Annotated in this window: 22 protein-coding genes and 1 tRNA gene; 12 read left to right on the top strand and 11 right to left on the bottom strand. The window is 69.1% G+C overall.

Annotated features, from left to right (window positions below):
- Positions 1-191: 191 nt before the first annotated feature.
- Positions 192-2081, top strand: coding sequence for a sigma-70 family RNA polymerase sigma factor (locus tag AB0N27_RS14720; RefSeq protein WP_364368644.1), 1890 nt, complete (start codon positions 192-194; stop codon positions 2079-2081).
- A gap of 172 nt (positions 2082-2253) precedes the next feature.
- The gene (locus AB0N27_RS14715; RefSeq protein ID WP_364368641.1) at positions 2254-2613 is read left to right on the top strand and encodes an STAS domain-containing protein; all 360 of its coding nucleotides are present in this window, start codon (positions 2254-2256) and stop codon (positions 2611-2613) included.
- Here the strand turns inward: AB0N27_RS14715 and AB0N27_RS14710 are convergent, their stop codons facing one another.
- Positions 2614-3870 (bottom strand): PP2C family protein-serine/threonine phosphatase, encoded by a 1257-nt coding sequence (locus tag AB0N27_RS14710; protein ID WP_364368638.1) that lies wholly within the window; start codon positions 3868-3870, stop codon positions 2614-2616.
- A 457-nt stretch (positions 3871-4327) separates the two neighbouring features.
- On the opposite strand from AB0N27_RS14710, the gene AB0N27_RS14705 reads away from it, so the two are divergent.
- Entirely contained in the window at positions 4328-5599 is a 1272-nt protein-coding gene (locus AB0N27_RS14705; RefSeq protein ID WP_364368635.1) for a cellulose binding domain-containing protein, read from the top strand.
- A 1-nt stretch (position 5600) separates the two neighbouring features.
- Here AB0N27_RS14705 and AB0N27_RS14700 read toward each other — a convergent pair whose 3' ends face one another.
- On the bottom strand, positions 5601-6062 hold the full coding sequence (locus AB0N27_RS14700) for a four-helix bundle copper-binding protein (RefSeq protein ID WP_364368632.1): 462 nt from the start codon (positions 6060-6062) through the stop codon (positions 5601-5603).
- A 156-nt stretch (positions 6063-6218) separates the two neighbouring features.
- Between AB0N27_RS14700 and AB0N27_RS14695 the strand changes: the two genes are divergently transcribed.
- The 3 genes from AB0N27_RS14695 (at position 6219) to AB0N27_RS14685 (ending at position 11928) form a co-directional block, all read left to right on the top strand.
- Positions 6219-6617 carry a ChaB family protein gene (locus AB0N27_RS14695; RefSeq protein WP_364368629.1) on the top strand — a complete coding sequence of 133 codons (399 nt, stop codon included), beginning with the start codon at positions 6219-6221 and terminating at the stop codon, positions 6615-6617.
- A 728-nt stretch (positions 6618-7345) separates the two neighbouring features.
- The gene (locus AB0N27_RS14690; RefSeq protein ID WP_364368627.1) at positions 7346-10288 is read left to right on the top strand and encodes a hypothetical protein; all 2943 of its coding nucleotides are present in this window, start codon (positions 7346-7348) and stop codon (positions 10286-10288) included.
- 251 nt (positions 10289-10539) lie between these two features.
- On the top strand, positions 10540-11928 hold the full coding sequence (locus AB0N27_RS14685; RefSeq protein ID WP_364368624.1) for a glycoside hydrolase family 6 protein: 1389 nt from the start codon (positions 10540-10542) through the stop codon (positions 11926-11928).
- A gap of 218 nt (positions 11929-12146) precedes the next feature.
- Here AB0N27_RS14685 and AB0N27_RS14680 read toward each other — a convergent pair whose 3' ends face one another.
- From AB0N27_RS14680 to AB0N27_RS14670, 3 genes are all read right to left on the bottom strand, one after another.
- Positions 12147-12800 (bottom strand): NAD(P)-binding domain-containing protein, encoded by a 654-nt coding sequence (locus tag AB0N27_RS14680; protein WP_364368621.1) that lies wholly within the window; start codon positions 12798-12800, stop codon positions 12147-12149.
- A 147-nt stretch (positions 12801-12947) separates the two neighbouring features.
- The gene (locus AB0N27_RS14675) at positions 12948-13100 is read right to left on the bottom strand and encodes an SDR family NAD(P)-dependent oxidoreductase (RefSeq protein ID WP_364368618.1); all 153 of its coding nucleotides are present in this window, start codon (positions 13098-13100) and stop codon (positions 12948-12950) included.
- A gap of 231 nt (positions 13101-13331) precedes the next feature.
- On the bottom strand, positions 13332-13751 hold the full coding sequence (locus AB0N27_RS14670) for an ester cyclase (protein WP_364368615.1): 420 nt from the start codon (positions 13749-13751) through the stop codon (positions 13332-13334).
- A gap of 182 nt (positions 13752-13933) precedes the next feature.
- On the opposite strand from AB0N27_RS14670, the gene AB0N27_RS14665 reads away from it, so the two are divergent.
- Positions 13934-14647: a TetR/AcrR family transcriptional regulator gene (locus tag AB0N27_RS14665; RefSeq protein ID WP_364368612.1), complete on the top strand. Its 714-nt coding sequence runs from the start codon at positions 13934-13936 to the stop codon at positions 14645-14647.
- On the opposite strand, the gene AB0N27_RS14660 is transcribed toward AB0N27_RS14665, so the two are convergent.
- Positions 14532-14942, bottom strand: a complete 411-nt coding sequence (locus tag AB0N27_RS14660) for a helix-turn-helix domain-containing protein (protein WP_364368609.1) — start codon at positions 14940-14942, stop codon at positions 14532-14534. The two genes, AB0N27_RS14665 and AB0N27_RS14660, sit on opposite strands and share 116 nt — an antisense overlap.
- Before the next feature lie 45 nt (positions 14943-14987).
- Between AB0N27_RS14660 and AB0N27_RS14655 the strand changes: the two genes are divergently transcribed.
- Positions 14988-15398, top strand: a complete 411-nt coding sequence (locus tag AB0N27_RS14655; protein WP_364368606.1) for a RidA family protein — start codon at positions 14988-14990, stop codon at positions 15396-15398.
- Positions 15399-15931: 533 nt separating this feature from the next.
- Positions 15932-16007, top strand: a tRNA-Arg gene (locus tag AB0N27_RS14650).
- A 145-nt stretch (positions 16008-16152) separates the two neighbouring features.
- Here AB0N27_RS14650 and AB0N27_RS14645 read toward each other — a convergent pair.
- Positions 16153-16371 carry a hypothetical protein gene (locus AB0N27_RS14645; protein WP_364368603.1) on the bottom strand — a complete coding sequence of 73 codons (219 nt, stop codon included), beginning with the start codon at positions 16369-16371 and terminating at the stop codon, positions 16153-16155.
- Between the two features lie 262 nt (positions 16372-16633).
- On the opposite strand from AB0N27_RS14645, the gene AB0N27_RS14640 reads away from it, so the two are divergent.
- Positions 16634-19615 carry a glycine--tRNA ligase gene (locus tag AB0N27_RS14640; RefSeq protein ID WP_364368601.1) on the top strand — a complete coding sequence of 994 codons (2982 nt, stop codon included), beginning with the start codon at positions 16634-16636 and terminating at the stop codon, positions 19613-19615.
- 167 nt (positions 19616-19782) lie between these two features.
- On the opposite strand, the gene AB0N27_RS14635 is transcribed toward AB0N27_RS14640, so the two are convergent.
- The 3 genes from AB0N27_RS14635 to AB0N27_RS14625 all read right to left on the bottom strand — a co-directional run bounded on the left by AB0N27_RS14635 (position 19783) and on the right by AB0N27_RS14625 (position 21919).
- On the bottom strand, positions 19783-20544 hold the full coding sequence (locus AB0N27_RS14635) for a hypothetical protein (protein WP_364368598.1): 762 nt from the start codon (positions 20542-20544) through the stop codon (positions 19783-19785).
- A gap of 53 nt (positions 20545-20597) precedes the next feature.
- Positions 20598-21197, bottom strand: a complete 600-nt coding sequence (locus tag AB0N27_RS14630) for an ATP-dependent Clp protease proteolytic subunit (RefSeq protein WP_364368595.1) — start codon at positions 21195-21197, stop codon at positions 20598-20600.
- A 134-nt stretch (positions 21198-21331) separates the two neighbouring features.
- Positions 21332-21919, bottom strand: a complete 588-nt coding sequence (locus AB0N27_RS14625; protein WP_364368592.1) for a helix-turn-helix transcriptional regulator — start codon at positions 21917-21919, stop codon at positions 21332-21334.
- Positions 21920-22071: 152 nt separating this feature from the next.
- On the opposite strand from AB0N27_RS14625, the gene AB0N27_RS14620 reads away from it, so the two are divergent.
- The gene (locus AB0N27_RS14620) at positions 22072-23085 is read left to right on the top strand and encodes a potassium channel family protein (RefSeq protein WP_364368589.1); all 1014 of its coding nucleotides are present in this window, start codon (positions 22072-22074) and stop codon (positions 23083-23085) included.
- Between the two features lie 12 nt (positions 23086-23097).
- Here the strand turns inward: AB0N27_RS14620 and AB0N27_RS14615 are convergent, their stop codons facing one another.
- Positions 23098-23577 (bottom strand): MarR family winged helix-turn-helix transcriptional regulator, encoded by a 480-nt coding sequence (locus AB0N27_RS14615; protein WP_364368586.1) that lies wholly within the window; start codon positions 23575-23577, stop codon positions 23098-23100.
- 82 nt (positions 23578-23659) lie between these two features.
- Here AB0N27_RS14615 and AB0N27_RS14610 point away from each other — a divergent pair, with 82 nt between their 5' ends.
- Complete coding sequence (locus AB0N27_RS14610) at positions 23660-24304, top strand: NAD(P)H-dependent oxidoreductase (RefSeq protein WP_364368583.1); 645 nt, start codon at positions 23660-23662, stop codon at positions 24302-24304.
- Positions 24305-24321 lie beyond the last annotated feature (17 nt).

Raw genomic sequence — 24321 nt, 5'->3', positions numbered from 1 at the left:
CGCACCATACCCGGCGTCGGCAACCGTCATGCGTCGCCGCCGGAGGGACCTGACGACCGCCCGGGGTCGCACCCGGCCCACGGCGACCCGGAGAATTTCGTAATCCGCCCGGCCCGCCCGCGTCTCCGATCAGGGGCGACCAGCACGCACCCCTCCCACCCTCGACGATGAGCGCAGAAGGAGTGAGGCCCATGTCGTCAGCCGGTCGGCAACTACCCGACGTCAGGTCGGTCGTCGCCGCCCGCCAGGGCGACCAGCGCGCTCTCGACGACGTCGTAGCGGCCTCGCTCCCGCTGGTCTACAACATCGTCGGGCGTGCGCTGCGCGGCCACGCCGACGTCGACGACGTGGTCCAGGAGACGCTGGTACGGGTCATCAGGCACCTGCCCGGGCTCAACGACCCGGCCGCGTTCCGGTCCTGGCTGGTGGCGATCACCATCCGCCAGGTGCGCGACTGGGAGCAGCGCAGACGTGTCGCGCTCAGTCGCGACGCCGGGCTGGACGCGATCCACAACGTGCCCGACCCGGGCTCCGACTTCGCGGCGATGACGATCCTCCGGCTGGGTCTCACCGACCAGCGGCGTGAGGTCGCCGAGGCGACCCGCTGGCTCGACCCGGACGATCAGGAACTGCTCTCGCTCTGGTGGCTGGAGGAGACAGGCGAGCTCGACCGCACCGAGGTCGCCGACGCGCTCGGGCTCTCCCCGGGACACGTCGCGGTGCGGGTGCACCGGATGAAGGACCAGATCCAGACGGCCCGCGCCGTGGTCCGTGCGTTACGGGCGCGCCCGGGCTGCCCGGACCTGCGTACCGTGACCGACGAGTGGGACGGCGTCCCCAATCCACTGTGGCGCAAACGGCTGGCCCGGCACGTGCGGGACTGCGCGGTCTGCGCACGGCTCGGCACGAGTCTCCTGCCGATCGACCGGCTGCTCGCCGGCCTGCCGATGCTGCCGCTGCCGGCCGGCCTTGGCGCGCACCTGCCGGGTGCCGCCCTTTCCCCGGACGCGTCGCCGGTCGCCGCGTACCAGCCTCCGGACCCGGCGACCGGGGGCGTCGCCGGAACGGCGCCGGCCGGTGGTGTGCCCACCGACGGCGACGGCGGGAACGCCCTTGTCGACCTCGCGTTGAACCGCCCCCGCGGCCTGCTCCCGGCGCTCGCCGTCGGGGCCGCCGCCGTCGTCCTCGCCATCACCACGCTCGTGGTGGTCCGGCCGGACGACCCGCAGGCACCCTCGTGGGCCGCCCCGCCGTCGGCGGCACCCGCCGCCGTCGCCACTCCGGGCGTCACGCCCACGCCGGGCGCGCGGCCGTCGTCACGGGTCCCTGTCGCGCCCGCGGTCAGCTCGGCGCGCAAGGGCGTCGGGGTGTGGGCCTTCGACGGGGTCAACCGGGCGCTGGCCGGTTCGAGGGCCGGCTGGTACTACACCTGGGGCACGGAACATCAGGGCATCACCACCCCGCCGGGGGTGGCCTTCGTGCCGATGATCCGGGGCGCGGAGAACGTCACCGCGCCCGAGTTGGCCCGGGCCCGAGCGGCCGGGCCGTACCTGCTCACGTTCAACGAGCCGGACCTGCCCGACCAGTCCAACCTGACAGTGGAGCAGGCGCTGGACCTGTGGCCACGGCTGATGGCCACGGGCAGCAGGCTGGGCAGCCCGGCCGTGGCCTGGGGCGGTGACGATCCGCAGGGCTGGCTTGGTCGTTTCATGTCCGGCGCGCAGGCCCGTAAGCATCGGGTCGACTTCGTCACCCTGCACTGGTTCGGCGCCGACTTCACCACCAGCACCGCCGTCGACCAGCTCCGGCGGTATCTCCAGGACGTGTACCAGCGGTACCGCAAGCCGATCTGGCTCACCGAGTTCGCGCTGATCCGCTTCGGTGGTGGCGGCCAGCAGTTCCCCAGCCAGGAGCAGCAGGCCGCCTTCCTCACGGCGGCCACCACCATGTTGGGTCAACTCCCGTACGTGCAGCGCTACGCCTGGTTCGGTCTGCCCGCCACCGACAAGGACCGGTCCGGGCTGTTCCGCGGTGGTGCCGACGTGACAGCGGTCGGCCGCGCCTTCCAGGCGGCGCGGTGACAGTTCCCCGGCGGGTCGCCGGCGTCGTCGCGATCCTGGTGGTGACGGCGCGCTGACATCGGCCACCGCTGTGGTGCGGCGGTCCGAGAGTTCGCCCGACGTACGCTGGCCGGCGGCGGTTCGTCCGTCGGCCACATAGGGTGAGCGGGATCATCGGCGTGGGGAGGCTGTTGTGGAGCTGTCGTTGTCGGTCCGTCCGGGCCGCGGCTGCACAGTGCTCGAGGTGCGCGGCGAGTTGGACATGGCGACGTCCCCGCAGCTGCGCGAGGGGCTGCAACGGCTTGTCGACGCCGGTGACCGTCAGGTGGTCGTGGACCTGGCCGGGGTGGGTTTCATGGACTCCAGCGCGCTGGGCATGCTGGTGGTGATGTTCAAGGCGCTTCGGGAGGCCGGCGGCCGGCTGAGCCTCGCCTCGGCGCAGCCCGCCGTGCAGAATGTCCTGACCGTCACATCTGTGGACCGGGTCATCCGCGTCTATGAGAGTGCGGAGGCGGCCGAAGCCGATGTGGCGGACGACCCGGCAGGCAGGTGATCAGTCGGGCAGTGCGAGGCTGGCGCGCGCCTGGTCGGCGCCGGCACTGGTACGCCGGTCCTCGCTGTGTCCGTCGTACCAGTCGAGGATGAACAGGGTGGCGTCATCGGCCAGGGTCGGTCCGCTGACCTCGAGCACTGCGTCGGCCAATGCCCGGACGGCCTCGCGCGGGTGCAGACCGCCTGTCGACCGCAACACGTCTGGCAGATCCAGGCTGGCGGCGTTGCGTTCCCGTACGCCGTCGGTCACCACCACCAGGCGGTCGCCGGGTCGTAGCGTGATCTCGCCCGCGCGGTAGTCGGCCTCGGCGAACATCCCCAGGGGGAAGCCTGCCGGCAGCGGCAGTGCCTCGGTGCCCCCGTCGCGCATCAGCATCGGCGGTACGTGCCCGGCGTTGAGCAGTGCGCACACCCCGGTGCGGAGGTCGAGGCGACCGAGGACCGCGGTGATGTAGCTGCCGGGCACCGGGGCGTTGTGCACCAGGTCGGCGTTGGCGGCGTCGGCCTGCTCCGCCAGCCCAGCCCCGCGGCGGCGGCTGTTGCGCAGGCTGCCCACGCCCAGGGTTGCCGTCAGCGCGCTGGCCACCCCGTGGCCCATCGCGTCGGTGACGCTGAAGTGCAGCACGTCGCGGGCGAGGCTGTAGTCGAAGGTGTCGCCGCCGATGCTGGCGGCTGGTTCGAGCCAGCCGGACAGGGTGAACGCACTGCCCTCGCACGTGAACGAGCCCGGCAGCAGGCGGCGCTGAATCTCCCCGGACAGGGTGAACGGGGTCGTGCGCTGCCCCCACTCGAACAGGTCGGTGTACCGCCGGTTGGCGATCACCACGAACGCCAACGCGTGCGCCGTGCGGCCGATCTCCTCAAGCGTGGGCGCGGTGGGTTCGTCCGGCAGGATCATCTCGAGCAGGCCGATCGCCTCGCCGCGGTCGGTCACCGGCGCCAACACCACCCACCCGTCGGGTTGCGGGACGACCTGCGTCGTCTGGGTCCGGAGCGCCTGCTCGGCGGGGCCGCCGTCGAACGGCATCACCATGGCGACCTCGTCAGCGGCGCGGCGTCCCTCACCGGTGCCGTCGGCCGGCACGTGGGCCAACCGGACCAGCGCCCGGCCGCTGAGGTCCGCGATCAGGAACGCGACGCTACGCGCGCCCAGCGTCCTGCCGAGCGCACGGGTGACCGCCTCAACCGCCTCGACCGGCGAGGCGTTTTCCGCTGCTTCCAGGACATCAGCCATGATCCGCCCTCGACCACTCGTCACTGGTGAAGCCTACGAGACCTGGACGATCACCGCTGGGTACGAGGGCCAGAGTCCCCGACAACCGCCAGTGCCGTGTTAGCGCGAACTGCTTTCGCCGAGCCGCCACAGCCCTTCCTGCTGATCGGGCATGAATCGGCGTGTTATCGATAACCTGCTATGTTTGCCCGGGGAGTGAAGGGCACACTCCCGGTCACCCGAGCCTGCCGGCGAAGACGTGTCGAGGGACGCCGACCCTCCACCGCCTACCGGTCGGTGACCAGTCCGGGCCACTCCGTCGATGCCGGCGACCCCCTCGGTCGCCGGACGACGTCGCTTCGGCCGCATGCCCAGCTTCCGACGCCCCGCCGTGGGGCAGCACTCCTCGGCGTGACCAGGCATCCGGGTCCAGGTGGCCGCAGGCGACAGGCATCGCACCCCCACCACCGGCACCTGACGCCCAATCGCAAGGAGTCACGCAATGCCGAAACGAAGGCATCTCCTCACATCCATCGCTGCCGCGGCGGTCCTGCTCGCGGCCACCACCGGCGGAGCGCTGAACGGCGGCCTCCGCGAGGCGGTCGCGGCGACGAACGGCACCCTCGCGGCGACCGCCGGCTGCGGCAAGGCCCCCACGCTGGCCAGCGGCACACGCACGATCCAGAGCAGCGGACAGAGCCGTACCTACAACCTGCGGATCCCCGACGGGTACGACCGCAACCACCCGTACCGCCTGGTCTTCGCCTTCCACTGGCTGAACGGCTCGGCCAACAACGTCACCTCGGCGGGCTACTACGGGCTCCAGCCGCTGTCGAACAACAGCACGATCTTCGTTGCGCCGCAGGGTCTCAACGCCGGCTGGGCCAACACCAACGGTCGGGACCTGACCCTCTTCGACGACATCTCCCGGCAGATCGAGAACGACCTCTGCGTGGACACGACCCAGCGTTTCGCCCTGGGCTGGAGCTACGGCGGAGCCATGAGCTACGCGGTGGCCTGCGCCCGGCCCGACATCATCCGCGCGGTGACAGTCCTGTCCGGCGCAAACCTCAGCGGGTGCAACGGCGGTACGCAGCCGGTTGCCTACTTCGGCATCCACGGCATCTACGACAGCGTGCTGAACATCTCCCAGGGCCGGCAGCTGCGCGACACGTTCGTCCGGAACAACGGCTGCACCGCACAGAGCCCGCGCGAGCCGAGCCGGGGCAGCCTGACCCACATCACCACTACCTACTCGGGCTGCCGGGCCGGTTACCCGGTGCAGTGGGCGGCGTTCGACGGCGACCACACGCCAAGCCCGGTCGACGGGTCCGGCAGCCCCAACGACTCGCGGACCTGGACCTCGGGGGAGATCTGGAGGTTCTTCAGCCAGTTCCAGTCGACCACGCCTCCGACGACCCCGCCGCCGACCACTCCGCCGCCCACGACCCCGCCGCCGACTGGTGAGCCGGGCACCTGCGCCGCCACCTACCGGACGATCAACACCTGGCCCGGGGGCTTCCAGGGCGAGGTGACAGTGGCCAATAACACGGCCACGACCCTGAGCGGCTGGACGGTGGGTCTGACCCTCGCCAGCGGCCAGGCCATCAGCAGCCTCTGGAGTGGAACCAACACGGGCACCACCGGCAGCGTCACCGTCCGCAACGCCGCGTACAACGGCAACCTGGCGCCGAACGCCTCGACGACGTTCGGTTTCACCGCCACCGGCGACGGCGCGACCTCACCGGGCAACGTCACCTGCACGAGCCCCTGAGTCAGGCGGGATCAGGGCCCGGAGCCAACGGCTCCGGGCTCTGCGCGCCGTCTCTCAGCTCATCGTGGCCAGCAGGTCCCCGGCAGACCTGCTCGCACGCCCGGCACGCCTCGGCGCAGACCCGGCAGTGCTCGTGCTTGTCCGCGTGCGCGGCGCATTCGTCCCCACACGACCTGCATGCGGTGGCACACGCCTCCAGCAGGCTGCGGCTGACATTCGCGTCGTAGCCTGTGTGCCGGGACAGCACCCGAGCGGTGGTGGTGCAGATGTCGGCGCAGTCCAGGTCCGTCCGTACGCACTTGGTCAACTCGGCGACCATGTCCTCGCTCAGGCAGGCGTCCGCGCACGCCGTGCAGGCCTGGGCGCAGTCGTTGAGCGCGTCGATCGCAGCCGCCAGCTTCGCGCGGTCCAGGTTGATCGACTCGGGGTACGTCTCCAGCATCCGCATGGTGATGTCAGCCATCAGGGAGGCCTCTCTCTCGACTCCCGCTGCCCTACCCGAACCGCCCCGACACACACCGCCAGGTGCGCGAAAGCGTCCTCATGCTGCCGAAAAGGGGTGTTTGGTGTTGCGGCCGGGCGGGCACGTCGTCGACAGACGCCGATGAGAGGAGCGACGATGCCGACTCGGAAGGACATGCCCGGCACCCTGAAGCGATCGCCCAAGAAGGCACAGGACACCTACGCGGAGGCACACGACTCGGCGGTCGACTCGTACGGTGAGGGCGAACGCGCCCACCGTACGGCGCTCGCCGCCGTCAAGCACTCCTTCGAGAAGGTGGGCGACCACTGGGAGCCGAAGAGCCGGAAGGGGCCGAGCGACAAGAAGGCCTCCGGCGGTCGGGGCTCCTCGGGTAGGACGGCCGGTGGGGTCGACGCGAACGCCAGCAAGGAGCATCTGATGGACGTGGCGAAGAGGCTCGAGATCCGTGGTCGGTCACGGATGACGAAGGCCGATCTCGTCGAGGCGATTCAGAAGGCCAACAAGAGCAGCACCCGCAAGGCTGGCGGGAAGTAGCGCGGTCGGTCAGTCGGTGACGACGAGCGCCTGGGGTGCGGCGGCCTTCATCCGCGTACGCAGCCATGTGAGCTGGATCGCGGTCTCTCCCTCGCCGCACGACCGCGAGCAGCTCGTCGTCGCGGGCGCCGTAGGCGGCCTGGCCGACGACGGTCCAGGTGATGTCGCACTCGGCCGCCATCAGGTAGAGGTCCTGGAGGTCCCGAAGGAGGCCGATATCGCCGGTGCGGGTGCACGTCCGCCTTGGTGTGGTCACCGTCGAGGAAACGGTCCACCCGCACCGGCCACTCCTGCCCCGGCCCGTACGGCGTCCGGGCACCCCACGGGTCGGCGATCCGGTCCGCCATGCGCCCTCCCTCCGGCGACTGCCTCGATGCTGCTCCTGGCGGCATCGGCTGGCCCGACACGCCGCCGGTACAACCAGTCAACGACGGTACGCAGCAGGCTGGCTCGTCTCGGAGTTATTTCTCCAAGCGCCGGCCCTTGACACCTTCCACGTCTCTGGAGCCAGGGCCAGCGCGATGTCCTGATCATCATTGCAATGTGCCGGGGTAGGGGCCCTTAATCTGCTCGCACCGCGGCTCAACAGGTTGGGTATCTGGAGCCAATCTTGGCCCACGGCGAAAGCAACCTCGGCTTCGCGGCCTTGCGAGTCACGCTCGACTGAGCGGCTCTTCTCGCCACAAGCTACGGTGACGGATTAAGACGACAACTACATTCCCCGACAGGTGACCAATCAACTGCTTATTTGGTCCTGCTGGCTGAAGGGTGGCGAGATGGCACGTCACAGAGGGCGTCGCAGCGCCCGCGTAGCGACGCGTCGGCTTCTCGACAGCATCGCGATCGCTGCCGCCGTCAGCGGTCTCGTCTACCTCGTTCTGAGCGGGCTGATTGACGGCGTGGATGCTGCCATGATCGGTACCGCAGCGGGCCTGCTCAGCTTGTTACTCAATGTCCGGCACCAATGGCGTTCCACATCCCGGGAATCGGCTGTCGCGGCCGGTACGCTCTCGACTGCCCGCGCGGAGATTCTCCGGCTGTGGTCCGACGAGGCTCAGGATCGCAGGCTGCTCACCGGTCTACTGCTCCCGGCAACCGTGGGTAGCCAGGATGCGCAACTGTGGCCGACTCCACTGCAACCCGGCGATCTTGAAACCGCGGTCGAGGTCGCCGAGCGGTCACCACGTGGCTTCGGGAACATAGGAGTTCGCTTTCGCCGCCTCCTGCCGTGGGCGGTGAAACGTCGGCCGGACATCACCGTTCAGCCCCATCGCGAGCCTCCGCCGGAAGGGCGGGGGGACCCGGCCGCGGATCTGTGGAGTGCGGGACATTTCCAGTCGAGCTGGGCGCGGTTCATCCTTGACCGCCGGGACGAACCCATCAGGCTTGTCGTGCATGGAGCCGGCGGCACCGGCAAGACCACTCTCGCCCTAATGATCACCATCGGTATAGCGGCATGGCCGGCCACCGCAAGCACAGGCGGGGATCCCGGCGTGGACACGACGCCTCTGCCCTTGTTGGTTCCGTTGGCCGGCTACGACGGTGGGGTCCCGTTCGCCGACTGGGTCAATCGAAAGGTCCTGCGGCTGTACCCCAGTATTGATCAGGTCGTCCCAGGTTCCGGCAACAAGCGTGGCCAGGTCGGTGAACTGTTGGACCGCAAACTAGCCATCCTCATCCTCGACGGCTTTGATGAGATGCCGTCCGAGACCCGCCTGAAGGCGGCGAAGGAGATCGACGGATTCCTACGCCACAACGAACCACTTCTGCTGTTCAGCCGTGCTGACAAGCCGGCGAAGGTCCGGGCGCGAATCGGCGTGCTAGCCGCGACCATGACGCTGGCACCAGTCAACCGCCCTTTTATTCGTCATCGGCAGGCGTACCTGTTGCACCGGGCCGAGCTCGAAGACGACGACCCTGCGGCCCGAGATCGGTTGGAACGGTTCGCCGAGGCGTTGCCGGGCCTGCCGGCGCTCCGCGACGTGCTGGCGACTCCGCTCCTGCTGGAACTGGCCAGCCAGTCGATAGCCCGCGGCACCGACACGGTCGACCACCTCGCGGATCTGGCCGGCAACAACCAGGCGAACGCCTTACGGGGCCGACTGCTCGCCTCTCACATCGATTGGGCGCTGCACAAGGACCGGCCTTGGCGGACGCTGCGCGGTCGGCGGGGTGCGCGTTGGCTGACGTCGTTGGCCCGGATGATGATCGACCACGACAGCCACCAACTGGAATGGTGGCAGGTGGTCGGCACAGTGAACCGGCCCCTCCTCGCGGTGACCGCCGCACTTTCGGTGACGCCCGCGTACTACTTCGCCTTACAGATGCCGGTGGGGCTGACACGTGGGCTCGCGATCGGTTGTGTCGTCGGTGTCGGTGCCGCGTTCCTTCGTGGCCGGCGTATCCCCGCCGTGGCCGCACCAGCCGTGCTCGTGGCCACCGCTGCCCCGGTCGTGGCTATCGGAACGACCATGCGCGGTTGGCAGCAGGGCGTCACAGATGCCCTGGAGATCGGATTCGCGGTCTGCGCTGCCTTCCTGCTGCTCGACGCGCTTCTGCGTTCCGAGTACCCGCGCACGTTCCTGCGAGGTCGCGAAACCGAGGTCCGAACGCGGAGGCGAGGCCCAACCAGGATCGGAGTGCCGGTAGTCGCTGTCGCCGTGGCCGGGGTGATCGGCACCGGGCCGCCGGTGCTGTTCCGCCTGCTGACCGGATTTCCGGACCCGGAACGTTCGCCGTTCATGGTCTTCGTCGGGGTCACTTTCGGCGTCGGTCTGGCGACGGTCGCCGCCCGTGCCTACATCAGGAGCGATGAGATACAGCCGGCCGTCGTGCGTTTCACCCTTGCGGAACGCGCCGAGCCGTTGATCATTCCATTCGGTGTCGCACTGCTGTTCGTCACCTCGATCGGCCTCGGTGGCGCGATCGGTGGCGCGATGCGCTACGGCTTCGACTATGGCGTAGCTGTCTTCGGGGTATTCGCCTTCGCCGTCGGCGTGCCGGTCGGACTGGTCGGTGGAGCAGTTAAGTGGCTCTGCGCGCCGTTGGCCCCAAAGGGCTCCTTCGTGTCCGAGCAGGGAGGATCGGTTGAGGCGGGGGTTGATCGACCGGCTGACGGCCCCCGTGAGCTGGTGGACCATGATGTCGAGCCGCCGGATGGCGCTGGTGGCGCCGAGGATGGGGAGCCGGAACTGGTGCCGGCCGCGACGACGCTGCGAGCGGACCGGGCCCTGGCCGGTGGAATCCTGTTCACGACAGCTGCGGTGGCAGCACTATCGATCTGGATAATGAACACGAGATTCCCCTGCATCGTTGATACGGTGCGCGTGCATGCGCCCCTGTATTCGATCGGCCCAGAGGATGGCCTCCTAATCGCCTTCACGCTGGGCATCATCGTCACCTGCACGTACACGGCGTGGCCGGTTTTCTCCGCTGCTCATATCTGGCTGGCGGTACGCCGGCAACTTCCATGGCGGCTGCGCCTGTTGGACGAGGAACTCCAACATGCACTCATCACCATCCGCGACGGAGACGTGTACCAGTTCCGCTACGCCGGCCTGCGGACCTATCTTGGCGAGACCCTCTACCAGGCTCTGCGCAGCGGCGACAACGACCCAGTCCTGACGGACGGTGAGCCCCGGCGCCCGGAGGCGCCTGTCGCCTCCCGGTGAGGAGCGCCTCCTATCAGCCAGGAGGCGCACCCTTCTCGCGAGCCTCTGAGGACGTGTCGGCAGAGCGTGACGAATCCCGCACCTTGGAGGCGGCGCTCGTCGCGAGAACGCTGCGCGAGCCGCGATGCCTACATAGGGCGTTGGCTGAGCGACGGGTCGTCACACCTTGGCAGGGGCGAGCGCCTCCGCTACCGTCATGGGAACGCTCCCATTAACTTAGATACGTCAATGTGATCAGGAGGAAACACGTCGTGGCTATCCTCTCCCACCGGCGCCGCAGATCAACGGCCATCAGTATGTCGGCCATCGCCGGTATCGCGGCCGCAGGCGTCTGCTTCGCCGTCGGCGGCGCGTCCGCCGGCACGGTGTCCGGTTCGCTCTACCGCGACCCGAGTTCGGCAGTCGTCCGCTGGGTCGCCGCCAACCCCGGCGACTCGCGCACCGCAGTCATCCGCGACAAGATCGCGAGTCAGCCGCAGGCCCGCTGGTTCGCCAACTTCAACCCGTCCACCGTGCAGTCCGAGGTCTCCGAGTTCATCGGCGCCGCCAACGCGGCCCAGCAGATCCCGGTGCTGGCGGTGTACGAGATCACCAACCGGGACTGCGGTGGCGCCAGCGCCGGTGGAGCCCCTGACCTCAACCAGTACCAGACCTGGGTGTCGAACTTCGCCAGAGGGCTGGGCAACCGGACGGTCCTGATCATCCTGGAGACCGACTCGCTCGCCCTCCAGACGTGCCTGAGCGGAGCGGAACTCAACGCGCGCAACCAGGCGATCTCGACGGCCACCCAGACCATCAAGTCGGCCAACCCCAACGCCAAGGTGTACCTCGACGGCGGCCACTCCACCTGGAACAGCGCCAGTGAGACGGCCAACCGGCTCCGGGCAGCCGGCGTGCAGTACGCCGACGGCTTCTTCACAAACGTGTCGAACTACAACTCCACCTCCGGTGAGGCGAACTTCGGCCGCTCGGTCATCTCCGCCCTGAACGGCATGGGCATCTCGGGCAAGCGCCAGATCATCGACACCAGCCGCAACGGCGGCGCCAGCGGGGACTGGTGCGGCGACGACAACACCGACCGGCGCATCGGGCAGTACCCGACGACGAACACCGGCGATGCCAACATCGACGCGTACCTGTGGGTGAAGCCGCCGGGGGAGGCCGATGGCTGCCGCTACACGGCCGGTTCGTTCCAGCCCGACCTGGCCTTCAGCCTTGCCAACGGAGCGCCGAACCCTCCCACCACGGCACCGCCGACCACCACGCCGCCGACCACGACCCCGCCGACGACCACCCCACCGACCACCACGCCGCCGACCACGCCCCCCAACAGCTCGCCACCGGCCGGTGACGGCTGCTACGCGGACGTGGCGATCAACCAGTGGGCCGAGGGCTTCACCGCCAGCGTGACTGTCACCGCCGGAAAGTCGGATATCAGCGGCTGGACCGTCAGCATCGTGCTGCCCAGCGGTGCCGCCGTCACCGGCGTCTGGAACGCCCAGGCCACCGGCACCAGCGGAACCGTTCAGTTCCGCAATATGAGCTACAACGGACGCGTCCTCGGTCGGCAGTCGACCAACTTCGGCTTCCAGGGCACCGGCACTGGCCCGGGAGTGTTGGCCAACTGCGTGACCGCCTGACCCCACCCGATGGCGAGGCCCGGCGCGGAGAGCACTGGGCGCCGGGCCCCGCCGAGTCCGCTCGTCGTCGCGTGGCGGCGTCGCGACCGGAGGTCACTCGTGCACGGCTTTGTCGACGTCGCCACGACGCGCGCCAGGCCCGCAAGGGCCGCGACTGATTCAGGAACTGCTGTTTGTACGAGCGTTCGTCCTGGGGCAGCGGGAACCGTCGATCAGAGTCACGCCCGGACGACTCGCCGTGCTCTCTTCAGGTTGAGAGCCAGCTCCTCGCGATTCTGCTGCGCGTGTCGGATCCACGCGGGTTGGCCCGGGCCGGTGCGCCAGGATTCGCTCAGCGGGCTGTTGTCGACGGTGTCGAAACCGAACTGGTCGTACAGCCGCGTCACGAGATCAACGGCCTCGGGGTAATTGCTGGAGACAGATAGTGCAAGCCGGTCGGGGGCGCCGGCAGGTCGACCAGAGGTGAGAAGTCGGGGAGCCTGGATGTGGGTGAAGGCCTTGGCGACCTTCGAAGTGGGGAGATGTTCCTGGCGTAGCTCGTGGACCGTCTTCTCGCCCGAGTCGATGATCGGGATATTTCCGTCGCGCCAGACCATGTAGTTGTTCGTATCCAACACCACTTTGTTCGCAAGTTCCTCGACTGGCATGTTGTTGACGACTTTGAGGGGCACGGCGACAATAGCGAAATCACCGGCTGCCGCGGCGTCCCTGGCGTGCGCTGCGCGTGCCGAGGGGCCTAACTCAGCGACAAGGCCTTCCAGTGTGCCGGGCCCCCGCGAGTTGGCGATGACCACGGTGTATCCGACCGAAACTGCCGCGCGCGCGAGCTGGCTGCCGACCTCGCCTGCGCCGATGATGCCGATGGTTGTCATGGGTTGCACCTCAAGGGTTGTCGGGGTTCCATCAAGCGGCCAACTGGCGAAGCATCTCGGCCGATCTCGGACGAGGCACCGGAAGGAGGAACGCCGAGTCATTCCTTCACGGGGGTGCCGGTGTTGATCGCGCGCACAGCGATTCGATCACGCTCGAACAGCAGTTCCTTGACCTCCCAGCGAAGGTCTGGCCTGTACGCCTTGGTGGGCGTTGCGCGCTCCGGTGTAGACGGTGTGGCCCTGCTCAACGAGCTGGCTGGCGGTCGCGAAACCGATGCCCTTATTCGCGCCGGTGACCAATGTGACGGGTCATGCGTGTCCTCTCGGTTTGCGGCTCAGGCCGAGCCGCTGATCTGGCCAGGAGCGGCCACGGGTCCCGCTCGCGGTGCGAGCGGCAACCGCCGGGGCCTGGCAGCCGGACAGTCCCGCTGGATTCAATTTCTCGCCGCCGAGCGCGGAGGGCGGGCCCGGCTGGCCAGCGCCCTCCGCGCGGGTGGAGTCGATGCGAACGGTGCGAGGACGGTTGACGGGTCAGCCGGCGAGCTGCCGCCGCACCGTGTCGGTGTCCATCAGGTACGACATGACCTTGAACTTGCCGTCCTCGACCTGGTAGAAGGCGGTCTCGACGAACGACACGGACGCCCCGGTGGCGGCCAGCCCGTTCCACTCCTGGACCGGCGTTCCCGTGTCGATCAGGCGGGCGGCCACCCGGTCGCCCTCGACGACGAGGTCCTGGATCTCCCAGTGCAGGTCCGGCACCGCATCGACGTGCCGGTAGAACTCGGCGACCATGTCGGCCATCTTGACCGAGGTGCCGTTCATGATCACTTCCTCGTGGGCGAAATCGGCCATGCGGTCGAACTCGCGCTTGTTCGCCAAAGCGACGTACTGCAGGTAGAAGTCGCGCAGTTCCTCAGTCGACATACCCGAACTGGTCTTCGTGGCGCTCATGATCGATCTTTCCATTCTGCTGATGGCGGCTGGCGGCTGGCGGATCGGAGGCCGGCTGTTCGGCCGGAGCGGACGGGACGTCCGCGTTTTGTACCGCTCGGTTGCGACGTAACCGTACCACGTTCTGTACCGATCGGTTCGTGGGCTGGGTCACCTTATGTACCGAGCGGTAAGATGGGCTCATGCGCACTGAACCGCCGACGGTCGGACGACCGCAGGCCTTCGACGAGGAGACGGTCCTCGACCGGGCCGCCGAGGTCTTCTGGCGACACGGCTACGAGGGCGCCTCACTGACCACCCTCACCCGCGCGATGGGCATCAACCGGCCGAGCCTCTACGCCGCGTTCGGCAGCAAGGAGCATCTGTTCGAGCGCGCCTTCGCGCGCTACCGCGAGACCCAGGTGACAAACGTCCGCGAGGTGCTCGAGCAACCCACCGCCTACGCCGCCGTCGAGGCATTCCTGCGCACCAGCGCCGATGGTCTGAGAGCCAACGGTGACCACCTGGGCTGCCTGTCCATCCAGGGAGGTCTGGCCTGCTCGCCCGAGAACGCCCGCATCACCCAGGTCTTGGCCGCCGGCCGGGCCGCCAACGAAGCCGCCCTCGAAGAACGGCTGTCGCGTGCGGCGAGAGAAGGAGACCTCACTCCGGGCGTGGACCACCGGGCACTGGCACAGGCGGCGTTGGTCATGGTCCGATCGCCTACCGGCTACGCCCTTCGCGGCTCCAGTTGCGGCGGCGGGCCGAGAGGCGGAACGAAGACTCCGCAGCCTGCATTAGTCATTCGATCTCCGCGTCGAAGGCCTTGCGGGCGTGTTCGATCTGCGGCAGGTAGGTGTCGGCCCACTCGAGGAGGGCGTCGACCGGAGAGCGCAGGGTTTTTCCTAGCCGGGTGATCCGGTACTCCACCGCGATCGGGCGGGTCGCCACGACGGCCCGTTCGATGATCCCGTTGCGCTCGAGTCGTCGCAGGGTCGCGGTGAGCGATTTCTGCGTCACTTTTGGAACCGCCCGGCGCAGCTCGTTGAACCGGCGCGGGCGCTCGCACAGTTCGTTGAGGACGCTGAGTGACCACTTGTCCAGCACCTGGTCGAGCAACTCGCGGTGCGGCGCATCGATACGCATCTCCTCGACGAGGGCGGTGTTGGTATCGCGCATGAAACCAGGTCTCCTTGAAGTGTCCTTCAGCAACTAGGTATCAATGGTAAACCGAGTGGTTCCCGTAGAGGAGAAACGATGCCTGTCACCCGCTTCAGTCCCGACGGCCTCCAGCCGCACACGCCCTACGAGCACGTTGCGGTGGCCACCGGGTCGCGTCACATCCACGTCAGCGGTCAGATCGCCCGCTTGGGCGACGGCACGTCGGTTGCGGCGGGCGACCTGGCCGGGCAGGTTGCGCAGACGTTGCGCAATACCGGTCGGGCCCTCGCTGGAGCCGGCGCATCATTTGAAGACGTGGTCCGGTTCACCTTCTACGTCACAGACTGGGCACCCGAGAAGATTGGGCCGTTCATGGCCGGGATCGAATCGGTCGTCGAGGAACTCAATCTGCCGTGGCCCCTTCCGCCGGCGTCGCTGATCGGAGTGGACCATCTCTTCGAGCCTGACGTGCTCGTGGAACTGGAGGCGACCGCAATCTCGCAGTAATACCTCCTGCTCCATCGCGGGATTGAGGCAGCGGTCCGTACGCCACGCGTCGGTGTCGCCACCTCCCCGTCCTGTGTCATCGGGCCCAGCATCAGGCCGGCTCCGGTCTGATGCTGGGCAGGCACCGCGCCAGTTCGTCCATGCCCTCCGGGTATAGGTCCGTGAGCTGTGCCCTGAGCGTCGTACGGGACCCATGTCGAACGCTGACAACCGTTCGTCAGCTGCGTGACCGAGCCGCCGCCCAAAGCTCGCGGAGAGGGCCTAGCGCATTCCGCCTGCTGGCGAGCCCTGGCAGAGGAATTGCGAGACGATGACCATCGATGTTGTGCGCGGTGTCTGCTCTCCAGCGGGTGCCAACCCGGGTGAGCCGGTGCCAACGCGGGTCACCGCGGCCGACCCCCGGTCGCATACCGGGGCTCGTGTGCTCGGTGTGTGGTCCTGGGCTGGGAGAACAGGGGTACGGGTGACGTGGGAAACGAGGGCCACTCCCTGCCACCGCGGTCAGCGCGCAGGTCGTTACACTGACCACTCGCGCCCTCGTAGCTCAGGGGATAGAGCATCGGTTTCCTAAACCGTGTGTCGCAGGTTCGAATCCTGCCGGGGGCACCAGTCACAGTCCTGTCTTCGATCATCGCCCAGCATCACCGTGCTAGTTCCGGCGGTACGACGCCATGCCGGAACGACGGGAACCGCTAGAAGACGCGATGCGGGCCAGCGGAGCCAGTGTCGTACGGGGTGCCGCTGTCGTGCTCGATCATGTGGCGCCCAAGTTCGGGAGCGACATCGGGCCGGCAGTAAGAAGTGATGTTGACTCCGCCAGGGCCACGAATCGGAAGTCCACCTGGTGGTCTACAGCCGCGACCGCGTCCTGCCACCACGTTGCGAGTGGGGCGGCGAGTTCGATGAGGGCCGCCAGTTGTGGGCCGGTAAACCACACGACGTTTTTCGACCGATGCACCTCGATGCCGCGCATCCGCACCAAGGGTGCAGGTGTCACCCTGCCCATGGCCGGTGAGCCCTGCTCGCCCTGACCGGCGAGATATGAACTGTGCCGTCCGGGCCACGTCGATAAGACGGAGCCGCGACGGCACCGAGATCCGTACGAAGGTCATCAACAGCCCTACGGCGAGCTGGTGAGGGCACGGACGTCCGTAGGATCTGGATCGGGCGAAATGTGTCACCGGGTGCGCGGCGGATAGGCTCGAGGGCTGTTGTCATTCGGACGGAGTACATCGATGTTGACCATGCAAGACGCGCTCGCGCGGCTCTCTGAGTACTGGGCGGGGCAGGGCTGCCTGAGCGTCCAGCCGATGAACACGGAGGTCGGAGCCGGCACCTGGAACGCGGCCACCTTCCTGCGTTCTCTCGGTCCCGAGCCGTGGCGGGTCGCGTACGTGGAACCGTCGGTACGGCCAGATGACTCCCGCTACGGTGACAACCCGAACCGCCTGCAGACCCACACCCAGTTCCAGGTGGTGCTCAAGCCCGAGCCGGGCAACGCCCAGCAGCTCTACCTGGACAGCCTCGCCGCGCTCGGTATCGACGTCGCCGCCCACGACGTCCGTTTCGTCGAGGACAACTGGACCTCGCCGGCGCTCGGCATGTGGGGGCTGGGCTGGGAGGTCTGGCTGGACGGCCTGGAGATCACCCAGTTCACCTACTTCCAGCAGGCCGGTGGCATCAACCTCGAGCAGTCCGCGGTGGAGATCACCTACGGCGTCGAGCGGATCATCATGGCCCTGCAGGGGGTGACCTCCTTCAAGGACATCGAGTACGCCCCCGGCGTCAGGTACGGCGAGATGATCGGCCAGGCCGAGTACGAGATGTCGCGGTACTACCTGGACGACGCCGACATCGAGACCAACCGTTCGCTGTTCGAGCTGTACACGGCCGAGGCCAACCGGATGCTCGACGTCGGGCTGCCCGTGCCCGCCCACGGCTACCTGCTCAAGAGCTCGCACGCGTTCAATGTGCTGGACGCGCGTGGCGCGGTGGCCACCGCCGACCGGGCTGCCGCGTTCGGTCGGATGCGCCGGCTCTCCCGGCGCATCGCCGACCTGTGGATCAGCCGCCGTGAGGAGCTCGGCTACCCGCTCGGCGTTGCCCCGGTGGTCACCGCCGCCGTCCCGGTCGCGACGGAGCAGACCGAGACGTCCGGGGTCCGCCGGTTCGTGCTGGAGGTCGGCTGCGAGGAACTGCCTCCCGCCGAGGCGCCCGCCGCGGCCGCCGCCCTGGGTCGCGAGGTGGCGGCCCGACTCGATGCCACCCGGCTCGCCCACGGCGCGACGCGTGTGTACGCGACGCCCCGCCGGCTCGTCGTCGTGGTCGATGACGTCGCCGCCAGGGAGGAGGACTTCACCCGTTCGGTGAAGGGGCCCAAGCTGGCCGCCGCGTACGACAAGAACGGTGAGCCGACCGGCGCCGCTAAGGGCTTCGCCCGCTCGCAGGGCCGTGAGGTCGCCGAGCTGGACCGGATGGATCTCGACGGTGTCACCTACGTGGCGGTCACCCGGCAGGAGCAGGGCCGCACCGCCCTTGAGGTGTTGGCCGAGGTCACCGGCCGTGCGGTCGGCACCCTGCGGTCCGCCAAGAACATGCGATGGAACGACCCCGCCCTGACCTTCAGCCGCCCGATCCGCTGGCTGCTCGCGCTCTGGGGCCCCGACGTGGTGCCGATGACCGCGTCCGGTCTCGCCTCGGACCGGCAGACCCGCCTGCTCCGTACGAGCGAACAGCCGGTCGTGTCTGTCGCCACCGCCGAGGAGTACCTGGACGTGGTGGCCGCCGCCGGGATCGTGGTGGATCCGGCCGAGCGCCGGCGGATCATCAGCGAGCAGTGCGCCGAGTTGGCCGCCGCCGTCGGCGGTACCGTCGACCTGGCCGGCGAGTCACGGCTGCTGGACCAGATCACCTACCTCGTCGAGCAGCCGACGCCACTGCTTGGGGCGTTCTCCGAGGGCTACCTGGAACTGCCCGAGGCGGTGCTCACCACGGTGATGCGCAAACACCAGCGCTACCTGCCGGTCCGGGACGCCAGCGGCGGCCTGCTGCCCTCGTTCGTCGCGGTGGCCAACGGCCCGATCGACGTCGGTCTGGTCCGCGCCGGCAACGAGGCGGTCCTGCGCGCCCGGTACGAGGACGCGGCGTTCTTCTACCGTGCGGACCGCGGTACCCCGCTGCCCGCGCTGCGTGACCGTCTGGAGAACCTCACCTTCACCGAGCAACTCGGCTCGATGGCGGACCGCGCGTCCCGGGTCGGCGCGTTGGGTATGCGGCTGGCCGGCCTGGTCACCATGAGCGACGACGAGCGCAAGACACTGGAACGCGCGGCCGGCCTGGTGAAGTTCGACCAGGGCTCGCAGCTCGTCACCGAGCTGACCAGCCTGGCCGGCATCATGGCGGAGGACTACGCCAGGCACGGCGGCGAATCGGAAGAGGTCGCCGTCACGATCGCCGAGGCGGAGATGCCACGGGCCTCGGGCGATGCGCTGCCCGCGTCACTCCCCGGCGCCCTGCTCTCCGTGGCCGACCGGCTCGACCTGATAGTCGGCCTGGCCGCCACCGCGGGACTGCCCACCGGGTCCAGCGACCCGTTCGCCGTCCGGCGTGCGGTGCTCGGCGTGCTCGCCGTGCTGCGTTCCCAGTCCGCGCTTGCCGCTCTGGACCTTCGCGCGGTCCTCGCCCTGGCGGCCGAGCAGCAACCGGTGCCGGTCGCGTCGGAGAAGCTCGACGAGGTGCTCGAATTCATCAGCCGGCGTTACGAACAGAGCCTCACCGAGGCGGGCACCCCGACCCACCTGGCCCGCGCCGTCGCCGTACGGGCCGGGCGCCCATGGCTGGCCGACCTCACCCTGAGGCAGCTCGGGGCGGCCATGACCGACGAGGACTTCCAGGCCCTGGCGACAGCCCTCGGGCGGTGCAGCCGCATCGTTCCGGCCGGTCACCCCGCCGGATACCAGCCCGATGACCTCGTTGAGCCGGTCGAGCTCGACCTGCACCGGGCCGTCACCCAGGTCCGCTCCGAGCTGGACCCGGCGGCCGACCTGGACACGTTCCGGCGCGTCGCCGGCCGCCTGGTCGTACCGGTGAACGCCTTCTTCGACGAGGTGTTCGTGATGGCCGACGCGCCGCAACTCCGGGCGGCCCGGCTCGGTCTGCTCGCCTCCATCCGCGACCTGGGCGAGGGCATCCTGGACTGGTCCCAGCTGCGCGGCTGAGGCGGTGACGTGCGGGATTCCGGCTAGTCCGACGACCTGTCACGCACGACGGCCCCAGCTGAAGGCAGACAAGATCCGCGCAACGGCAGGAAAGGTGCCGCCTCACCATTGCCGGAGGCGGCACCTTTCCCGAACCGCGCGGATCTCGGAAGACGCGGCGAGCGGCGTCAGAAGTACTTGTACATCTCCTCGGCGGCCGCCTCGGTGTCCTTGGCGGGCGGGGCGGTCACGGTGACTGGTTCGCCGAAGCCGCTCATCTTCATGTCGGTGACGAGGTCCCCGAGGCTCTTCGTGGCGATCGTGTAGGAGAGCCCGGTCAGGCGGCCGTCGGCGTCGACAGTGGCCTCGAACGGAATCGCCGCCGGATCCTTCGCGAGCTTCGCGGACGACTCGAGGCCCTCGCGCATTCCGCCGTCGGTGCCGGCGGCCGTGGCTGCCTTGTTCAGGTCGGCGGTGCCCTTGTAGCGGCCGTCGCCGGTCTCCTCGGCGGAGACGATGCCGCCGACGATGCCGGTCTGCGTCTTCAGGTCGAAGGACTGCCGCAGGGAGCTGCCCGGCTTGAGTTTGGTGAGGTCGAGTTTCTGCCACGGCTTCCCGCCGTCGCCCGAGTCCATCTTGATGTAGGCGGTGTCGCCGATCAGCCGGGCCTCCATCGGCTCCGGTGCCTCGCCGGTGACCTGGAGCGCCTTGGCTGCCGGGTCCATCTTGCCGCTGAGGGTGAGGGACTTGGTGCCGGCCTTGACCGAGGCGTCCATCGTGACAGTGCCGGCGAAGCTGCGGTTCATGGCCTGCTGGATGGTGGCGACCGGGTCGAGCTTGGACGGGGTCGCGTTGGGTGCGGTCGCTGCGGAGTCGCCCGAGGTGGTGGTGCCACAGCCGGCTACGAGAGCGGCGAGGGCTATCGACAGGACAGGAATCAATCGACGCATGGGGGTGACCCTAACGGGCCCCCGCCACTTATTTTGCCCGCCGGATCGGCACGTCAGACCCCCGGCAACTGTTCGGCCCGGGCGAGCACCTGGTCGATGAGCCCGTACTCCCGGGCCTGCTCGGCCGTGAACCAGCGGTCCCGGTCCCAGTCCCGCTGGATCTCGTCAAGCGTCCGTCCACTGTGCTGGGCGATCAACTCCTGCATGGTCCGCTTCACGTGCAGCATGTTCTCGGCCTGGATGGTGATGTCCGAGGCGGTGCCGCCCATCCCGCCGGACGGCTGGTGCATCATGATCCGCGAGTGCGGCAGCGCGTACCGCTTGCCTGCCGCTCCCGCGCACAGCAGGAACTGTCCCATCGAGCCGGCGAACCCGAGGGCCAGCGTGGCCACGTCGTTGCGGACGTAGCGCATCGTGTCGTAGACGGCCAACCCCGCGCTCACCGAACCGCCAGGCGAGTTGATGTAGAGGTAGATGTCCCGATCGGCGTCCTCGGCGGCGAGCAGCAGGATCTGCGCGCAGATCTGGTTGGCCGACTCCTCGGTCACCTCGGTGCCGAGGAAGACGATCCGCTCCCGCAGCAGCCGCTCGAACACCTGATCACCGAAGGACGGCTGCCCGCCGTCAAGCATCCGCACGCCGTACCCGATCATTGTCGCCGCCCTCCACCGTGCCGGCGGGCGGGGGAACCGCCCGGGGGACCGGCTCCTCCAGCCTCCGGCGGCGGCCGGCGCCCGGCCAGGGATTCTGCCGCCGGCAGATCCGCCGACGGCAGAACCCGGCCGACCTACACCAGGGTTAGCCGCCGTCGGCCCGCCCGGGCCTGACGGCAGGCCAGCATCTTGGAGGTACGCGGGCCGGGGCGCCCGGCCGGCGCGGAGGCGATCAGCCGGACCCGCAGCCCTGCCCCGCCGACGGTCGACCCGACCGGCGATGCCGGACCGCCGACGTGCAGGATCGGCCCGCCCAGCCGCAGTACCGGCCCGGCCGGCTGCCGGACGGGGGCCGGGACGGCGGCCACGGGTGGCGTCGACCCACTCGGCTGGAAGCCGATCCGGAAGGCCGAACCGGTCTCGGTGCGCGCCGACGGCACCCGTTCGAGGTGGGTCAGCGCGGCCCGAGGGGCGCTCGGAATGCGCGGCTCGACCCGGCGCAGGTCGTCGCGGGCCTGTTCGAGCAGGTCGGAGAGGCGGATGCCGAGCGCCCGGCAGATCGCCGCGAGCACCTCCGAGGACGCCTCCTTGCGACCCCGCTCGATCTCGGACAGGTAGGGCACGGAGACCCCGGCGGACGCGGCCACCTCACGAAGGGTGCGGCCCTGGCTCTGGCGGAGTCGGCGCAGCACTCCGCCGATGACTCGTCGCAGCAACGACATGCCGGCCTCACTTTCGCGGTCGCCGTCGGGGAACACCCCCATCATGCCCGTCTCGGGCGTTCCGGACCGACCCCTGCGGCCCCGGCGTGCGATGTGCGGCGTACCCGCTATGTTGTGGGCGTGCAGGCGACGGCGGGGGAGCAGGTTCGACGGTGATCCATTTTCCCGCGCAGCGCCGGGGCCCACTGAGCGCGCTGAGCCTCCGGCTCGCCGCTGCCCTGGGCCTGGTCTTCGCCGTGGTCGCCGCGGTCTATCTGGGCCGGGACGGCTACCGTGACGTCAACGAGGACGGGCTGACCCTGCTCGACTGCTTCTACTACGCGGTCGTGTCGCTCTCCACCACCGGCTACGGCGACATCACGCCGGCCTCCCAGTCGGCCCGGATGGTCAACGTCCTCTTCGTCACGCCCGCCCGGGTGCTCTTCCTGATCATCCTGGTCGGCACCACCCTTGAAGTCCTGACCGAGCAGTACCGGACCGGCCGTCGCCTGTCGCGGTGGAGGAGAACCGTGAAGGACCACGTCATCATCTGTGGGTACGGCACCAAGGGGCGTAGCGCGGTCTCCGCCCTGCTGGAGAACGGTCTGGACCGCTCCCGCATCGTCGTGGTGGAGCGCAGCGCAGCCGCCCTGCGGCAAGCCACCTCCGCCGGTCTGGTGGCGATCGAGGGGTCGGCTACCCGGTCGTCGGTGCTGAACGAGGCGCACGTCAAGAACGCGAAGGCCGTGATCATCGCGACCGACAGCGACGACGCCTCGGTGCTGGTCGCGCTGACGGTACGGCAGCTCACCGCCGGGCAGGTCCGGATCATCGCGGCGGCGCGTGAGGCGGAGAACGCGCCGCTGCTCAAGCAGAGCGGCGCGCACCACGTGATCGTCTCCTCGGCCACCGCCGGTCGCCTGCTCGGCCTGTCCACCTCGGCGCCGCCGCTGATCGACGTGGTGGAGGACCTGCTCACTCCCGGTCAGGGCATGGCGTTGGCGATGCGCTCGGCGGAGCGGGACGAGGTGGGTCGTTCGCCCCGCGAGCTGGAGTCGCTGGTGATCGCCCTGGTACGCCGGGGCAAGGTGGTCACCCTCGCCGACCGGGCCGGTGCGGTGATCGAGACCGGCGACATGCTGGTGCACGTACGCGACGACCGCCCTCAGGCCAGCACCACGGCCTGACCTCGGCCGACGTCAGCAGGCGTCGAGGTCCCTCTGGAGCGTTTCGGTGCAGATGGCCGACGAGGTGTTGGCGGCTCGCCGGAGCAACTCGTAGAGCGTCTTCCGCTCGGCGGGATCCAGTGCTCCCAGCACCTCGTCCTCGGCGCCCGCCAGGGCGCATTCCGCCTCGTTGAGGCGTTTCATCCCATCCTCGGTGAGGTCGACGACGTGCCGGCGGCGGTCCTCGGGTGAGCGGCGTCGCTCGACCAGGTGCTCGGCTTCGAGGTCGTTGAGCAGCCCGACGATGTTCGTGCTGTCCATCGCGAGGATGGTGGCCAGTGCCTGCTGACTGGTGCCGCCGCCGTCGCGCAACACGGTGAGCGCGACGAGGTGCCGGGGGCGCAGGCCCAATGGTGCCAGCACCGACTCCGACCGCAGCCGCATCCGCCGGGCCAGATGGTCCAGCAGGGCGCCTGATCGGTGCTCTGCGGGATGAAGGGGTGGGGCGGACATGTGAGCCAGTCTACCGACACCAGGGAACATCGGCCTGCTATAAATAGTTGACCCATCGCAGACGATCCTTGAGGGAGAAACCATGCACCTGCTGCATATCGATTCGAGCATCCAGGGTGAGCTGTCGGTGAGTCGGCGGCTCACCGCCCGCGCCGCCGCCGTCTGGCGTGCGGCTCACCCGGACGGAACGGTGACCTACCGCGACCTCGGGGCCGAACCGCTGCCGCACCTGGACCCGATTGCCGCCCAGGCCCGGGTGACGCCGCCAGACCAGCACACCCCGGCGCAGCGCGAGGTCTGGCAGCTCAGCGAGCGGCTGATCGACGAGGTGAAGCAGGCCGACACGGTGCTGCTCGGCCTGCCGCTCTACAACTACGGCGCACCCAGCAGCGTCAAGGCCTGGGTCGACCACCTGATCATGGCCGGCCTGTCGTACGACCCGACGACCCAGCAAGGCCACCTCAGCAACTGCAACTTCATCGTGCTGGCCAGCCGGGGCGGCGGCTACGGCGAGGGCACCCCGCGCAACGGTTGGGACCACGCCGAGCCCTGGCTGCCACACGGCCTGTCCCTGACCGGCCTGCAGCCGCGCTTCATCACCGCCGAGCTGACCCTGGCCCCCGTCGTCCCGGCGATGGCCGAGCTGATCCCGCTGCACGAGGCGAGCCTCGCGGCAGCCGAGAAGGAGATCGACAACCTCTGGGTGCCCGCCTCCGCCCAGCGCTGACCAGCACCTGGCACAAC

It is taken from the genome of Micromonospora sp. NPDC093244 (genome assembly GCF_040683695.1).
In the GTDB taxonomy this organism is placed as follows: Bacteria; Actinomycetota; Actinomycetes; order Mycobacteriales; family Micromonosporaceae; genus Micromonospora.
The sequence above is the reverse complement of the archived record's forward strand: the minus strand, read 5'-3'. Positions and strand labels throughout refer to the sequence as shown.

Bases quoted from the DNA above. Each gene is read 5' to 3' on its own strand.
- AB0N27_RS14720 (WP_364368644.1), top strand. From the start codon at position 192: ATGTCGTCAGCCGGTCGGCAACTACCCGACGTCAGGTCGGTCGTCGCC.
- AB0N27_RS14705 (WP_364368635.1), top strand. From the start codon at position 4,328: ATGCCGAAACGAAGGCATCTCCTCACATCCATCGCTGCCGCGGCGGTC.
- AB0N27_RS14700 (WP_364368632.1), bottom strand. From the start codon at position 6,062: ATGGCTGACATCACCATGCGGATGCTGGAGACGTACCCCGAGTCGATC.
- AB0N27_RS14695 (WP_364368629.1), top strand. From the start codon at position 6,219: ATGCCGACTCGGAAGGACATGCCCGGCACCCTGAAGCGATCGCCCAAG.
- AB0N27_RS14680 (WP_364368621.1), bottom strand. From the start codon at position 12,800: ATGACAACCATCGGCATCATCGGCGCAGGCGAGGTCGGCAGCCAGCTC.
- AB0N27_RS14670 (WP_364368615.1), bottom strand. From the start codon at position 13,751: ATGAGCGCCACGAAGACCAGTTCGGGTATGTCGACTGAGGAACTGCGC.
- AB0N27_RS14665 (WP_364368612.1), top strand. From the start codon at position 13,934: ATGCGCACTGAACCGCCGACGGTCGGACGACCGCAGGCCTTCGACGAG.
- AB0N27_RS14655 (WP_364368606.1), top strand. From the start codon at position 14,988: ATGCCTGTCACCCGCTTCAGTCCCGACGGCCTCCAGCCGCACACGCCC.
- AB0N27_RS14645 (WP_364368603.1), bottom strand. From the start codon at position 16,371: ATGCGCGGCATCGAGGTGCATCGGTCGAAAAACGTCGTGTGGTTTACC.
- AB0N27_RS14640 (WP_364368601.1), top strand. From the start codon at position 16,634: ATGTTGACCATGCAAGACGCGCTCGCGCGGCTCTCTGAGTACTGGGCG.
- AB0N27_RS14635 (WP_364368598.1), bottom strand. From the start codon at position 20,544: ATGCGTCGATTGATTCCTGTCCTGTCGATAGCCCTCGCCGCTCTCGTA.
- AB0N27_RS14630 (WP_364368595.1), bottom strand. From the start codon at position 21,197: ATGATCGGGTACGGCGTGCGGATGCTTGACGGCGGGCAGCCGTCCTTC.
- AB0N27_RS14625 (WP_364368592.1), bottom strand. From the start codon at position 21,919: ATGTCGTTGCTGCGACGAGTCATCGGCGGAGTGCTGCGCCGACTCCGC.
- AB0N27_RS14615 (WP_364368586.1), bottom strand. From the start codon at position 23,577: ATGTCCGCCCCACCCCTTCATCCCGCAGAGCACCGATCAGGCGCCCTG.
- AB0N27_RS14610 (WP_364368583.1), top strand. From the start codon at position 23,660: ATGCACCTGCTGCATATCGATTCGAGCATCCAGGGTGAGCTGTCGGTG.